The sequence below is a fragment of the Streptomyces spinoverrucosus genome (assembly GCF_015712165.1).
Lineage (GTDB): Bacteria > Actinomycetota > Actinomycetes > Streptomycetales > Streptomycetaceae > Streptomyces > Streptomyces spinoverrucosus_A.
The window spans coordinates 1999958-2014379 of the sequence record NZ_JADPZX010000001.1 but is presented as its reverse complement, the minus strand read 5'-3'; the positions used below and the strand labels follow the sequence as shown (position 1 = coordinate 2014379).

The 14422-nt window shown below is 72.8% G+C and carries 12 protein-coding genes; 8 read left to right on the top strand and 4 right to left on the bottom strand.

Annotated elements, in window-relative coordinates:
• Positions 1-40 precede the first annotated feature (40 nt).
• Genes I2W78_RS09055 through I2W78_RS09040 form a run of 4 tightly spaced genes read left to right on the top strand, consistent with a single transcriptional unit; the run spans position 41 to position 5391 of the window.
• Complete coding sequence (locus I2W78_RS09055) at positions 41-2851, top strand: bifunctional acetate--CoA ligase family protein/GNAT family N-acetyltransferase (RefSeq protein WP_196458533.1); 2811 nt, start codon at positions 41-43, stop codon at positions 2849-2851.
• 53 nt (positions 2852-2904) lie between these two features.
• Complete coding sequence (locus I2W78_RS09050; RefSeq protein WP_196464482.1) at positions 2905-3501, top strand: DUF5998 family protein; 597 nt, start codon at positions 2905-2907, stop codon at positions 3499-3501.
• The gene (locus tag I2W78_RS09045; RefSeq protein WP_196458531.1) at positions 3501-4697 is read left to right on the top strand and encodes an alkaline phosphatase family protein; all 1197 of its coding nucleotides are present in this window, start codon (positions 3501-3503) and stop codon (positions 4695-4697) included. The genes I2W78_RS09050 and I2W78_RS09045 overlap by 1 nt, the downstream gene beginning before the upstream one ends.
• Positions 4698-4743: 46 nt before the next feature.
• Positions 4744-5391, top strand: coding sequence for a thymidine kinase (locus tag I2W78_RS09040; protein ID WP_196458529.1), 648 nt, complete (start codon positions 4744-4746; stop codon positions 5389-5391).
• Between the two features lie 4 nt (positions 5392-5395).
• Here the strand turns inward: I2W78_RS09040 and I2W78_RS09035 are convergent, their stop codons facing one another.
• A complete protein-coding gene (locus I2W78_RS09035) occupies positions 5396-6202 on the bottom strand; it encodes a VOC family protein (protein WP_196458527.1) in 807 nt (268 codons plus the stop codon).
• 296 nt (positions 6203-6498) lie between these two features.
• Here I2W78_RS09035 and I2W78_RS09030 point away from each other — a divergent pair, with 296 nt between their 5' ends.
• Positions 6499-7350: a sulfurtransferase gene (locus tag I2W78_RS09030; protein ID WP_196458526.1), complete on the top strand. Its 852-nt coding sequence runs from the start codon at positions 6499-6501 to the stop codon at positions 7348-7350.
• A 78-nt stretch (positions 7351-7428) separates the two neighbouring features.
• Here the strand turns inward: I2W78_RS09030 and sepH are convergent, their stop codons facing one another.
• The gene (sepH, locus tag I2W78_RS09025; protein ID WP_196458525.1) at positions 7429-8463 is read right to left on the bottom strand and encodes a septation protein SepH; all 1035 of its coding nucleotides are present in this window, start codon (positions 8461-8463) and stop codon (positions 7429-7431) included.
• A gap of 470 nt (positions 8464-8933) precedes the next feature.
• Here sepH and I2W78_RS09020 point away from each other — a divergent pair, with 470 nt between their 5' ends.
• Positions 8934-9737 carry a hypothetical protein gene (locus tag I2W78_RS09020; RefSeq protein ID WP_196458524.1) on the top strand — a complete coding sequence of 268 codons (804 nt, stop codon included), beginning with the start codon at positions 8934-8936 and terminating at the stop codon, positions 9735-9737.
• Here the strand turns inward: I2W78_RS09020 and I2W78_RS09015 are convergent.
• Together I2W78_RS09015 and I2W78_RS09010 are read right to left on the bottom strand one after the other, a co-directional pair.
• Positions 9661-10980, bottom strand: coding sequence for a D-arabinono-1,4-lactone oxidase (locus I2W78_RS09015; RefSeq protein ID WP_196458523.1), 1320 nt, complete (start codon positions 10978-10980; stop codon positions 9661-9663). The two genes, I2W78_RS09020 and I2W78_RS09015, sit on opposite strands and share 77 nt — an antisense overlap.
• Positions 10940-12178, bottom strand: a complete 1239-nt coding sequence (locus I2W78_RS09010) for an MFS transporter (RefSeq protein ID WP_196458522.1) — start codon at positions 12176-12178, stop codon at positions 10940-10942. Before I2W78_RS09010 ends, I2W78_RS09015 begins: the two co-directional genes overlap by 41 nt.
• A gap of 209 nt (positions 12179-12387) precedes the next feature.
• Here I2W78_RS09010 and I2W78_RS09005 point away from each other — a divergent pair, with 209 nt between their 5' ends.
• Together I2W78_RS09005 and I2W78_RS09000 are read left to right on the top strand one after the other, a co-directional pair.
• Entirely contained in the window at positions 12388-13515 is a 1128-nt protein-coding gene (locus I2W78_RS09005) for a ferrochelatase (protein WP_196458521.1), read from the top strand.
• The gene (locus I2W78_RS09000; protein ID WP_230885381.1) at positions 13512-14339 is read left to right on the top strand and encodes an inositol monophosphatase family protein; all 828 of its coding nucleotides are present in this window, start codon (positions 13512-13514) and stop codon (positions 14337-14339) included. Before I2W78_RS09005 ends, I2W78_RS09000 begins: the two co-directional genes overlap by 4 nt.
• The last annotated feature ends 83 nt before the right edge of the window (positions 14340-14422 follow it).

Below are 14422 nucleotides of genomic sequence, written 5' to 3'. Positions count from 1 at the left end.
CCTCGCGCCGTTGTCGGACGCGAGCCGTACTCTGGGGCCCATGCAGAGCCCGTCGGACCGGCACGAGTACCCCGCCCACTGGGAGGCCGACGTGGTGCTGCGCGACGGCGGCACCGCACGCGTCCGGCCCATCACCGTTGATGACGCCGAGCGCCTGGTCAGCTTCTATGAGCAGGTCTCGGACGAGTCGAAGTACTACCGCTTCTTCGCGCCCTACCCGCGCCTGTCCGCGAAGGACGTCCACCGCTTCACGCACCACGACTTTGTGGACCGGGTGGGACTCGCGGCCACGATCGGCGGCGAGTTCATCGCCACCGTACGCTATGACCGCATCGGCGCCGACGGGCTGCCCGCTTCCGCGCCCGCCGACGAGGCCGAGGTCGCCTTCCTGGTGCAGGACGCCCACCAGGGGCGTGGTGTCGCCTCCGCCCTGCTGGAGCACATCGCCGCCGTCGCCCGCGAGCGCGGCATCCGCCGCTTCGCCGCCGAGGTGCTGCCCGCCAACACCAAGATGATCAAGGTGTTCACGGACGCCGGATACACCCAGAAGCGCAGCTTCGAGGACGGCGTCGTACGTCTGGAGTTCGACCTCGAGCCCACCGACCGCTCACTGGCGGTGCAGCACGCGCGTGAGCAGCGCGCCGAGGCGCGCTCGGTACGACGGCTGCTGGCGCCCGGTTCGATCGCCGTCGTCGGCGCGGGGCGCACGCCCGGGGGTGTGGGCCGGAGCGTGCTCGGCAACATCCGGGGGGCCGGCTTCACCGGCCGTCTCCACGCCGTGAACAGGGCGCTGCCCGAGGGACAGCAGGACCTGGACGGCGTGCCGGCGTACCGGTCGGTGCGGGACATCGAGACGCCCGTCGACCTCGCGGTCGTGGCGGTGCCCGCGGAGCACGTGCCCGAGGTGGTCGCCAAGTGCGGGGAGCACGGGGTGCAGGGGCTCGTCGTGCTCTCCGCCGGGTACGCCGAGAGCGGGCCCGAGGGGCGCGAGCGCCAACGTGAACTCGTGCGGCACGCGCGCGCGTACGGCATGCGGATCATCGGGCCGAACGCCTTCGGGATCATCAACACCTCCCCGGAGGTCCGGCTCAACGCCTCGCTCGCCCCGGAGATGCCGCGCCCCGGGCGCATCGGGCTGTTCGCGCAGTCCGGGGCCATCGGCATCGCGCTGCTGTCCCGGCTGCACCGGCGCGGTGGCGGGGTCACCGGCGTCACGGGCGTGTCGACATTCGTCTCGTCCGGCAACCGCGCGGACGTCTCCGGCAACGACGTACTCCAGTACTGGTACGACGATCCCGACACCGACGTCGTCCTCATGTACCTGGAGTCCATCGGCAACCCGCGCAAGTTCACCCGTCTCGCCCGGCGGACGGCGGCGGCGAAGCCGCTGGTCGTGGTGCAGGGCGCACGCCACGGGGGCGCGGCACCGCAGGGGCACGCCGTACGGGCGACGCGGCTGCCGCACGCCACGGTGTCCGAGCTGCTGCGCCAGGCCGGGGTGATCCGGGTGGACACGATCACCGAACTGGTGGACGCCGGGCTGCTGCTCGCGCGCCAGCCACTGCCGACGGGGCCGCGCGTGGCGATCCTCGGGAACTCCGAGTCGCTGGGACTGCTGACGTACGACGCCTGTCTGGCCGAGGGGCTGCGGCCGCAGGCTCCGCTGGACCTCACGACGGGGGCGTCACCGGAGGACTTCCGGGAGGCGCTGGCGCGGGCGCTGGCCGACGACACGTGTGACGCCGTCGTGGTGACCGCGATACCGATGGTGGGGGAGGGGTCGGCCGGGGACGCGGCGCTGGCGGAGGCCCTGAGGTCGGCCGCGGCGGTGGTCCCCTCCAAGCCGGTGCTGGTGGTGCATGTGGAGCTGGGCGGGCTCGCGGACGCGCTGTCGGCGGCTGCGAGCACCGCACCCCAGGCCGGCCCGAGAGTGAGACCGGCCCCTGAATCGGAAGCGCGCACCGCCCCCGCACCGCCCCCCGCCGGCTCCCACCTCATCCCCGCCTACCCCGCCGCCGAACGCGCCGTTCGCGCCCTCGCCGAGGCCGTCAAGTACGCGCAGTGGCGACGGGAGGCAGCCGACCCCGGAAAGGTGCCCGAGTACGACGACATCGACGAGAAGGGAGCCGCGGAGCTGATCGGCGGGCTGCTCGCGCGCGGGCAGGGGCTCACGCTCGGCACGGAGGAGACCTGCGAGCTGCTGGGCCGGTACGGCGTCCACGTGCACCGCGCCCTGCACGCCCCGACACCGGACGACGCCGCGGAAGCCGCCCGCACCCTCGGCTACCCGGTCGCCCTCAAGGCCACCGCCCCCCACCTGCGCCACCGCGCCGACCTCGGCGGCGTACGGCTCGATCTCGCTGACGAGGAGCAACTGCGGCGGGCCTACACCGAGTTGACGGAGCTGTTCGGCAAGCCCGAGGAGCTGCGGCCGGTCGTCCAGCGGATGGCGCCGCGCGGGGTGGACACCGTCGTACGGTCCGTGATCGACCCGGCCGCCGGAGCGGTGCTCTCCTTCGGGCTCGCCGGAGCCGCCTCCCAGCTGCTCGGCGACACCGCGCACCGGCTGATCCCGGTCACCGACCGCGAGGCCACCTCGCTGATCCGGTCGATCCGGACCGCGCCGCTCCTGTTCGGCTGGCGCGGCTCCACCCCCGTCGACACCCCCGCCCTTCAGCAGCTGCTCCTGAGGGTGTCCCGCCTGGTCGACGACCACCCGGAGGTGGTCGCGGTCACCCTCGAGCCGGTCGTCGTCGCCCCGCACGGCCTGAGCGTCCTCGGCGCGTCGGTCCGCCTGGCCCCGCCCCCCGTCCGCGACGACCTGGGCCCACGGACCCTGCCGACGTACTGAGCCCCGGCCCGGACCGCCCGAGCGGTGCCTCGCAGTCAGTGGGCCCCCGTAGGATGGACGGCATGGCCAAGACCAGTACGACGACCCAGGGGCTGCGTGCGGCGATCGAGCGCAGCGGCTACTACCCGGCCCTCGTGGCCGAGGCGGTGGAGGCCGCTGTGGGTGGCGAGCCCATCCGGTCGTACCTGGTCCATCAGGAGACGACGTTCGACCAGAACGAGGTGCGACGGCATGTGACCGTGCTCGTTCTCACCGACCACCGCTTCATCGTCAGCCACACCGACGAGCAGGCCGCCGACAGCACCTCCCCGACGCCGTACGCCACGACGTCGACGGAGTCGGTGAAGCTCGACCGGATCTCCTCGGTCGTGGTCAGCCGAGTGGTCGCCAACCCGGAGTCGTACACGCCGGGCACCCTCCCGCGCGAGGTCGTGCTGACCATCGGCTGGGGTGCCGTCTCCCGGATCGACCTGGAGCCCGCCGCCTGCGGCGACCCCAACTGCGAGGCCGACCACGGCTACACGGGCAACTCGACGGCGGACGACCTCAGCCTGCGCGTCAGCGAGGCCGGGGACGGCCCCGACACGGTCCGCCAGGCGCTCGCCTTCGCGCAGGCCATCTCCGAGGCGACCGCGGACCCCGCACGCTGATGGCCCAGCCCGCCCACGCCTGGGACGACCACTTCGAGCCCCTCGCCGTCGAATCCGCCCCCCGCCCCGAGTACGGCACGGGCTCGCTCGCCGACCTGCTGCCCACGCTGGCCGCGGGCATAGGCGTACCCGGCATGACCGCCGCGATCACCGAGCTGACCCCAGCCGACCGGGTCTGCGTGTTCCTGATCGACGGGCTCGGCTGGGAGCAGCTGAAGGCGCACCCCCAGGAAGCGCCCTTCATGACCTCGCTGCTCGCCACCTCACGCGGCGGCACGGGCCGTCCCCTCACCGCCGGCTACCCGGCGACCACCGCGACCTCCCTCGCCTCCGTCGGCACCGGCCTCCCGCCGGGCGTGCACGGCCTGCCGGGCTACACGGTGCGCAACCCGGCGACCGGCGAGCTGATGAACCAGCTCCGCTGGCAACCCTGGACGCCGCCGGCGCCCTGGCAGCCGTACCCCACGGTCTTCGAGCTGGCCCACCGCGCCGGCGTGCACGCCGCCCAGGTCTCGTCCCCCGCCTTCGAGCGCACCCCGCTGACGAAGGTCGCGCTCAGCGGCGGATCGTTCCACGGGCGGCTGACCGGCGAGGAGCGCATGGACCTCGCCGCGGAGCAGCTCGCCTCCGGGGACCGCAGCCTCGTCTACACGTACTACGCCGAACTCGACGGAGCCGGACACCGCTTCGGCCTCGCCTCCGACACCTGGGTCGGCCAGCTCATGTACGTCGACCGCCTCGTCCAGCGACTGGCCGAACAGCTGCCGCCGCGCAGCGCGCTGTACGTCACCGCCGATCACGGCATGGTCGACGTGCCCTTCGACGAGCAGCACCGCATCGACTTCGACGAGGACTGGGAGCTGCGCGCGGGCGTCGCCCTGCTGGGCGGCGAGGGCCGCGCACGCCACGTGTACGCGGTGCCGGGCGCCGAGAACGACGTACTGACCTGCTGGCGCGAGGTGCTCGGCGAGCAGTTCTGGGTGGCCTCGCGGGACGAGGCGATCGCGGCGGGCTGGTTCGGCCCGCACATCGACGAGCGGGTGTACGCGCGCATCGGCGACGTGGTCGCGGCCGCGCGCGACGACGTCCTGCTCATCGCCTCCGAGCGCGAGCCCAAGGAGTCCTCGATGGTCGGCAACCACGGCTCGATGACCCCTGCCGAGCAGCTGGTCCCGCTGCTCGAAGTACGCTCCTGACACCCGCCCTCTCCCCGTCTCCTCGCCGAAAGGTGCTCAACTCCCCATGTCCGAGCTGGTGTTCTTCTCCGGAACGATGGACTGCGGGAAGTCGACGCTGGCCCTCCAGATCGAGCACAACCGCTCCGCGCGCGGGCTGCAGGGCATGATCTTCACCCGCGACGACCGGGCCGGCGAAGGCAAGCTGTCCTCCCGGCTCGGCCTGGTGACGGACGCGGTCGAGGTCACCGACGGCATGGACCTGTACGGGTACCTGGTCGACCACCTCTCGCAGGGCGGGCGCGCGGACTACGTGATCGCGGACGAGGCGCAGTTCCTGGCGCCGGAGCAGATCGACCAACTCGCGCGCGTCGTCGACGACCTGGGCCTGGACGTCTACGCCTTCGGCATCACGACCGACTTCCGCACCAAGCTCTTCCCCGGCTCCCAGCGGCTGGTGGAGTTGGCGGACCGGGTCGAGGTGCTCCAGGTGGAGGCCCTGTGCTGGTGCGGCGCCCGGGCCACGCACAACGCCCGCACGGTCGGCGGCCAGATGGTCGTCGAGGGCGCCCAGGTGGTTGTCGGCGACGTCAACCGGGCGGACGCCGTCGGCTACGAGGTGCTGTGCCGCCGGCATCACCAGCGCCGGATGACGGCCGCTTCGGCGAACGCGGCGGCGCTGTCGCCCGACGTGCTGCCGGTGTCGTCGGCATGAGCGGTCAGCGCCGGGCCGTCTGAATCAGCGCGAAGCACGCGCCCTCGGGGTCGGCGACCGTGGCCACGCGCCCGTGCGCGCTGTCGTGCGCCGGTTTGAGGACATGTCCGCCCAGTCCGACGACATGGTCCAGCGCCTCGTCCATGTCGGCGACTTCGAAGTACGTCAACCAGTGCGGGCCCCGGTCGCGGGGCAGCGACATGCCCAGGCCGTGCAGGCCGGCGACCGGGCGGCCGTCGAGGTGCAGGGTGAGGTAGTCGATGTCCGCGGAGACGACGGGCTCCTCCTCGTAGCCGAAGACGCTCCCGTAGAACTTGGCGACGCTCTCCGACTCGAAGGTCAGCAGCTCGTGCCAGGCCGGTGTCCCGGGCACTCCGGCGATGCCGGTGCCGCGATGCGCCGCCCCCTGCCAGACCCCGAAGACGGCACCCGAGGGGTCCGAGCAGATGGCGAGGCGCCCCGCCTCCTCCGCGTCGAGCGGGCCCACGCCGACCGTGCCGCCGCACAGGCGAATCGTCTCAGCGGTCCGGTCGACGTCGTCGGAGGCCAAGTAGGGCGTCCAGGCGACGGGGAGATGCCGGTCCGCGGGCAGTCGGCCGATGCCCGCCACCTCGCGGCCGTCGAGCAGGGCCCGTACATAGGGGCCGAGCTGCTGCGGGCCGGGGCGGAACTCCCAGCCGAACAGAGTCCCGTAGAACTCCTCGGTCGCGGCCAGGCCGTGCACCATCAGGCTCACCCAGCAGGGCGTGCCGGGCGTGTACCGGGCGTGCGCTGTGCCGTCGCGGCGGGCCGACCCCCGTGCCTCGGTCATCGTCACTCTCTCCTCGGCCCCTCGCGGTGGCCGCGTCGATTCCGCTCTCCGACCCCCGTGCCGATGCTCGCACCACCCTCGGCGTCCAGCGCTCCGGGCGCGCCGCCGCTTCCCGCTCCGCGCCCGGTAGTTGCCCGATCTGCGGTTTCTTGCCCGTTTCGAGGTGATTGCCCTCGGGTGTCGATCGGCTCTACAGCATGTGCCCGATCCCGTACGCCCGGTGATCGGGTCTGTCCGGCCGAGCAGAGTAGCCGGACCTGGACGATGAGGCCACCCTGTGCGCAAGGATGGTGGCCATGAACGCCATCATCACCGCATCCGAGCTCGCGAGCGCCCTGGCGGGGCCCAACCCGCCCGTGCTGCTCGACGTCCGCTGGCAGCTCAGCGTGGCCAAGGCGGCCGGTGAGCCGCCGTTCGACGGACGGGCCGCATACGCGGCCGGGCACATCCCCGGCGCGGTCTTCGTCGACCTGGACCGCGAACTGGCCGCCGCGCCGGGCGCCAACGGGCGCCACCCGCTGCCGGATCTGGCGGAGTTCGGCGCGGCGATGCGTCGTGCGGGTGTGTCGTCCGGGCGCCGGGTCGTTGTGTACGACGGTGGCCAGGGCTGGGCCGCGGCCCGCGCCTGGTGGCTGTTGCGCTGGACGGGTCACCCGGATGTGCGGGTGCTCGACGGGGGGTTGCCCGCGTGGGAGGGCGCCCTGTCGGTGGCGGAGCCGACGCCGGAGGAGGGCGACTTCCGGCCGGAGGCGGCCGCCGAGGGGCTCCTGGACGCGGACGCGGCCGCGGCGCTGGCCCGTTCGGGGGTGCTGCTCGACGCGCGGGCGGCGGAGCGGTACCGGGGCGACGTGGAGCCGATCGACCGGGTGGGCGGGCACATCCCCGGGGCGGTGTCGGCGCCGACGAACGAGAACGTGGGGGCGGACGGTCGCTTCCTGCCCGCCGAGGAGCTCCGGGCGCGCTTCAACGCACTGGGGGCGCACGACGGGGCGAAGGTGGGCGTGTACTGCGGTTCCGGGGTCTCCGCGGCGCACGAGGTGCTGGCACTGGCGGTCGCCGGGATTCCGGCGGCGCTGTACGTCGGGTCGTGGTCGCAGTGGTCGTCGGATCCGTCGCGGCCGGTTGCGGTGGGGCCGGATCCGCAGTAGCCGACCGCCCGAAGCACCCGCCCACGCCGAGGGCCCGCGCCTGGTCAGGCGCGGGCCCTCGTTCCGTACCGTCGGGTGCTACTCCTGCTTCTTCCGCCGCGTCCCGAACACGATTTCGTCCCAGCTCGGGACCGCCGCTCTGCGGCCGGGGCGGACGCCGTCGGCCTCGGCCTGGCGGTCGGTCGCGCCGACGAGGCGGTCGCGGTGGCTGCCGACCGAGCGCGGCATCAGGACGTCCGCGTAGGCGGAACCGGCCGAGGCCGCGGGCGCCGGTGGCTCCTCCGCCTCGGGCTCGGCGGCGGGCTCCTCCACCGGCTCGGGCGCCGGACGCTCCGGGACCACCAGGTCGCCCCGGAAGCTCGGAACCGCCTCCAGCAGGCTGGTCAGCGAATCCCGCTCACCCGCGCTCTCCTCGACGGGCTCGGCCGGAGGCGCCGGCAGGCTCGGCCGCTCCCGGTCGGCGGAACGGTCCAGCGTGCGCTCGCGCGGCAGCCGGGCGATACGCGGAACGAAGGGGAAGCTGGGCTCGGGCGCGCCGAGGTCGTCCGCCTCACCGATCAGCGAGCGGGCCTCGTCGTCGACGGCCTGCACGAGCCGCCGGGGCGGGTCGTACGTCCAGCTCGCCGAGTGCGGCTCGCCCGCGACGCGGTAGACCAGCAGTACCTCCCAGGTGCCGTCGTCGCGGCGCCAGGAGTCCCACTGCACGGTGTCCTTCTCGGCGCCGCGCAGCACCAGCCGCTCCTGCACGGCCTCGCCGAGCAGCGGCCCGGAGTTCTCGCCGGGGCGGCGGACCGGGGTCTTGCGGGCCCGCTCGGCCATGAAGGCGCGCTCGGCCAGCACGGGACCCTCGAAACGGCGTACGCGATCGACCGGGATGCCCGCCATCTGGGCGACCTCTTCGGCGGTCGCGCCCGCCCGTATCCGCGCCTGGATGTCTCGGGGGCGGAGATGGCTCTCCACCTCGATCTCGATCTGGCCGAGGCGGGGACGGTCGCCGCGCACGGCGGCGCGGAGCCGTTCGTCGATCGGAAGCGTGTACTCCGTGCTGTCCGCAGCCTTCAGCACCAGCCGTGTGCCGTCATTGGAGACGGCCACGACACGCAGTTCGGGCATGGGGACCTCCCGGGTGGTGCCTGCCGACGTCACGTGCGTCGCTGCTTCCGCTAGTCGAGTGTGGCCTGCCCGGGTGCAGCCTGCCACAACCTTGCCGAGTTGCCCGGCGTGTCGGGCACGGGCCCTGGATCGCCGTTATGGCACGGTTACCTATTCGCAACGCTAAGTGACCAACTCCGTCACCCTGTGCAACAAGCCCCCTCCCGGCGGTCCTTCAAGGTTCCGGACAGCCTGGCGGTAGCCCGGACCCAGGGCTCGCAACAGTACTCCATTTGGACCACGTGCGTGGATTGGCGCGCCGCTCAACTTCTCCCGGGGGGCGGCACTTGGCCGCCGCTGACGGATTCTCCCGATCACACACGTGGCGTACTTCACGGAATCACCAGAAACGGAACTACCGGTTTCGACCGTACGTCCCCCTCTCGTACCCCCAGTCGATCAAGTACGGGAAAGGCAGGCAAGGCCCCGGAATGCGCCAAAGGCCCGATGTCGTCCAGGAGTCGAGCACCGGGGAGGAGGTGAAGCAGAAGCGGATCGACCTGAGCGTGCCCCAGGTCGCGAGCAGCGCCGTGGCCGCGGTGGTGGCCGCCAAACTCGCCTCCTCCTTCGGGGTCTACGGGACGATCCTCGGCGCCGGAGTCGTCAGCGTCATCGCCACCTGCGGCGGTTCGCTGTTCCAGCACTTCTTCACGCGGACCGGTGAGCAGTTCCGCGATGTCGCGGCGCCCGCCAGACCCCCGGAGCAAGCGCCGCGCGCCGTCGGGGAGTTCACCGAGGGCACGGTCTACCGCGCGCGGGTCAGAAGCTGGAAGCGCCCGCTGCTGGCGGCGGCCCTGGTCTTCGGCGTCACGATGACCGGCATCACGGCCTATGAACTGGCCTCCGGAAGCAGCTTCGGCGGCCGGGGCGGCACGACGGTCGGGGACGCCCTCTCCGGCCACGGCAAATCCTCCTCGAACTCCGGGGACTCGGACCCCGACTCCCGCGGGGACGATTCGACGTCCGCTCCCTCCGGGGTGCCGGACGCGGACACCGACACGGACACCACCGGTGGCGCCACGCCGTCGGACGGTGCCTCGTCCGGAAGCGACGGCGGCGGTACGACGGGCAGTTCGGCGCCGACTCCGAGCGCGAGCTCCGGTGACGAGCAGGACACCGGCGGGGAGCCGGCCCCGACCCCCACGCCCACCGCGTCCGCTACGACCCCAGCACCCTCCGCAAGTAGTCGTTCTGAAACCGCCGTTCCGGATCCAGCCGGTCCCGCAGCGCCGTGAACTCCCCGAAGCGCGGGTAGACCCCGGCGAAGTACTCCGCGTCCCGCGTGTGCACCTTGCCCCAGTGCGGCCGCCCCTCGTGCGCGGTGAAGATCCGCTCGGCGGCGGTGAAGTACGCCTGATAGGGGGTGCCCTGGAACATGTGGACGGCGATGTACGCGGTGTCCCGGCCCGACGCCGTGGACAGCGTGATGTCGTCGGCCGGGGCGGTGCGCACCTCGACGGGGAAGCTGATCCGCAGTCGGGACCGGTCGACCGTCGCCTTCAGCTCGCGCAGCGTCTCCACGACGGCCTCGCGCGGGACGGCGTACTCCATCTCCACGAAACGCACCCGGCGCGGGGAGGTGAAGACCTTGTACGGGATGTCCGTGTACGTGCGTGGGGAGAGGGCCTTGCTGGAGATCTGGGCGATCGTCGGGATGGCGGCGGGCACCGCGCGGCCGACCCAGTTGGCCACCTGGAAGACGCCGTTGGAGAGGAACTCGTCCTCGAACCAGCCCTTGAGCTGCCCCACCGGGCGCTCCGGGCCGGCGCTGCGGTTGTTGCGCTTGGTGTTGGTGCTTCCGGTGTGCGGGAACCAGTAGAACTCGAAGTGCTCGTTCTCGGCCCAGAGTTCGTCGAAGGAGTTGGTGACCCGGTCGAAGGTCATCGGCTCCTCGCGCGCGGTGAGCAGAAAGACCGGCTCGACGGCGAAGGTGATCGCGGTGACGATGCCGAGGGCGCCGAGGCCGATCCGGGCGGCCGCGAAGACATCCGGGTTTTCCTTATCGGAGCAGGTGAGCACCGTGCCGTCGGCGGTGACCAGCTCCAGGCCCCGGATCTGGGCGGCGATCGAGGCGGAGTCGCGGCCCGTGCCGTGGGTGCCGGTGCTGGTGGCCCCGGAGACGGTCTGCTCCATGATGTCGCCCATGTTGGTCAGCGACAGCCCCTCGCGCGCGAGGGCCACATTGAGTCTCTTGAGCGGGGTGCCGGCCTCGACCGTGACGGTGCCGGCCTCCCGGTCAATGTTGCGTATGCCCGTCAACAGTTGAGGTCGGATCAACACACCGTCGGTCGCCGCTATGGACGTGAAGGAGTGCCCGGTGCCGACGGCCTTCACCTTCAGGCCGTCCTGCGCCGCCTGCCGTACCGCCTCGGTCAGCTCCTCCACGGAGGCGGGCGTGACCTCCCGCGCCGGGCGGGCGGCGACATTGCCGCCCCAGTTACGCCACGTGCCGTTCTTCCCGCTCGCTGTGCTGCTCAACGGTGCCTCCCCGACGCGGAGCCGGCCGCTTGAGCCGGCGGTACCCGAGGAAACCGACCGCGACCGCGACGGCGCCGGACACCGCCGGAACCCCGTACCCGGCGCGCGCACCGGCGGCGTCGATCACCCAGCCGGCCACGGAGGAGCCGAGGGCGACCCCCACCGCGAGCCCGGTGCTCACCCAGGTCATGCCCTCGGTCAGTTGCGCGCGTGGTACGTGCTCTTCGATCAGGGACATCGTCGTGATCATCGTGGGAGCGATGGACAGGCCCGCGACGAAGAGCGCCACGGCCAGAAACGGCAAGTTTCCGACCAGTAGGAGGGGGATCATACTCACGGCCATCGCGCATACACCCAGCAACCACCGAGGTTCGGGCGCACCCGCGAAGTGGAGCAACCCGAAGACGGCCCCCGCCACGCAGGAGCCCAGCGCGTACACCGCGAGGACGACGCTGGCGGCCCCCTTGTGGCCCTGCTCGTCGGCGAAGGCCACCGTGACCACGTCCACCGCGCCGAAGATCGCGCCGGTGGCCACGAAGGTGGTCACCAGGACCTGCAGTCCCGGGGAGCGCATGGCGGAGCCGCCGCCGTGCCGCTCGCGCGGGTGCGGGGCGGGCTCGGTGGACCGCTGCGCGGTCAGCCAGAAGACGCCGGCCGCGAGGAAGCAGGCGGCCAGCAGCGGGCCGGCCTCCGGGAACCAGGCGGTGGACAGGCCGATGGAGATGATCGGCCCGAAGATGAAGCAGATCTCGTCCACCACGGACTCGAAGGAGTACGCGGTGTGCAGCTGCGGGGTGCCCCGGTACAGGGCTGCCCAGCGGGCCCGGATCATCGCGCCGACGCTCGGCACGCACCCGATGCCCGCACAGGCCACGAACAGCACCCAGTCCGGCCACCCGTAGTGCGCGGCGACCAGCAGCACGGCCGCCGCGGTGAGCGCCAGCAGGGTCGCCGGGCGCAGCACCCGCCGCTGCCCGTACTGGTCGACCAGCCGCGAGACCTGCGGCCCCGCCACCGCCGCCGCCAGCGCGATGGTCGCCGACAGCGCGCCCGCCAGCCCGTACCGCCCGGTGAGCTGGGAGACCATCGTGACCACGCCGATGCCCATCATCGACAGCGGCATCCGACCGAGGAGGCCTGCGGCGGAGAAGCCCTTGGAGCCGGGGGCGGCGAACAGGGCGCGGTAGGGGCTGGGCACTGGGTCTCCGGCAGTTCGGAAGGGACGACGAGGGGGCCGATACCGCCGCGGCAGGGCTGCGTACGGCTCGGTACTGATGCGTAAGGCGCGAAGGTGGCCCATACAGGTTACGAGTGAGGTGGCCCCGATGCACCCGTGGGTATGGCCATGAACACCCGCGGCACCCCGCCGTTACCTCACTGTCAGTGCCGGGTGGCAGGATCGGAGCCATGCCAGACGCGCTCGATGCCACCCCCTACGACGCCCTGCTCCTGCTCTCGTTCGGCGGCCCCGAGGGGCCGGACGACGTGGTCCCGTTCCTGGAGAACGTGACGCGCGGGCGCGGCATCCCCAGAGAACGCCTCAAGGAAGTCGGCCGGCACTACTTCCTGTTCGGCGGGGTCAGCCCGATCAACGACCAGAACCGCGCCCTGCTGGACGCCCTGCGCAAGGACTTCGCCGACCACGGCCTGGACCTGCCGGTCTACTGGGGCAATCGCAACTGGGCGCCGTACCTCACGGACACGCTGCGCGAGATGGTCCGCGACGGCCGCCGCCGCGTCCTGGTCCTCGCTACGAGCGCTTACGCCTCGTACTCGGGCTGCCGGCAGTACCGCGAGAACCTCGCCGACTCGCTCGCCGCCCTGGAGGCCGAGGGCTTGGAGCCGCCGAAGATCGACAAGCTGCGGCACTACTTCAACCACCCCGGCTTCGTCGAGCCCATGATCGAGGGCGTGCTCCAGTGCCTCGCCTCCCTCCCCGAGGACGTCCGGGACGGCGCGCACATCGCGTTCACGACCCACTCGATCCCGAACTCCGCCGCGGACACCTCCGGCCCGGTCGAGGAACACGGGGACGGCGGGGCGTACGTCAAGCAGCATCTGGACGTGGCGCGGCTGATCGCCGACGCCGTCCGTGAGCGCACCGGCGTCGACCACCCCTGGCAGCTCGTCTACCAGTCGCGCTCCGGCGCCCCGCACATCCCGTGGCTGGAGCCCGACATCTGCGATCACTTGGAGGAGCGGCACGCGGCGGGCGTCCCGGCCGTCGTGATGGCCCCCATCGGCTTCGTCTCCGACCACATGGAGGTCCTCTACGACCTCGACACGGAGGCCAAGGCCAAGGCCGAGGAGCTGGGCCTGCCGGTGCGTCGCTCGGCGACCGTCGGTGCCGACCCGAGGTTCGCCGCCGCGATCCGCGACCTCGTCACCGAGCGCGCCGCCGTCGAGCGTGGCCAGGAGGTCACACCGTGCGCCCTGGGCGCCCTCGGCGCGAGCCACAACCTCTGCCCGGTGGGCTGCTGCCCGGCCCGCGCCCCGCGTCCCGCCGCCGCGGGCGCCGACAGCCCCTACGCATGAGGAGCGCCGTGTCCGACGCCCACCACCCGGACCTGCTGCGGCTCGCCCAGGAGGCCGCCCGCCGCGCCGGTGAGCTGCTGCGGGACGGCCGCCCGGCCGACCTCGCGGTGGCCGCCACCAAGTCCAGCCCCATCGACGTGGTGACCGAGATGGACATCGCGGCCGAGAAGCTGATCACCGACCTGATCGCCGACCACCGCCCCGACGACGGCTTCCTCGGCGAGGAGGGCGCCGCCAGCGAGGGCAGCAGCGGCGTCCGCTGGGTGATCGACCCGCTCGACGGCACGGTGAACTACCTCTACGGGCTGCCCACCTGGGCCGTGTCCATAGCCGCCGAGCAGGACGGCGAGACCGTGGTCGGGGTCGTCGCGGCGCCGATGCGCGGCGAGACGTACCACGCGGTGCGCGGCGGCGGGGCCTGGGCCACCGGAGCCTGGGACGGCGAGCGCAGGCTGGCCTGCCGGCCGTCCGCGCCGCTGGACCAGGCCCTGGTCTCCACCGGCTTCAACTACGTCACCGAGGTCCGCGCGCACCAGGCCGAGGTCGCCCGGAAACTGATCCCGCTCGTGAGGGACATCCGCCGCAGCGGCTCCGCCGCCGTCGACCTGTGCGACGTGGCCGCCGGCCGCCTCGACGGCTACTACGAGCGCGGACTCAACGCCTGGGACTACGGCGCCGGTGACCTGATCGCCCGGGAGGCGGGCGCCCTGACCGGCGGACGCCCCTCAGAGCGACCGTCACGCGAGCTGACGGTCGCGGGCACCCCCGGCGTCTTCGAGCCCCTCCAGCGGCTCCTGGAGGACTTCGGCGCCTGGCACGACTGAACCGGCCGGCCGACCCAGGTGTTGGCCGAAAGCACGAGCGGGCCCCCGGCGCTGGATTCGCCGGGGGCCCGCTGTCGTGCCGG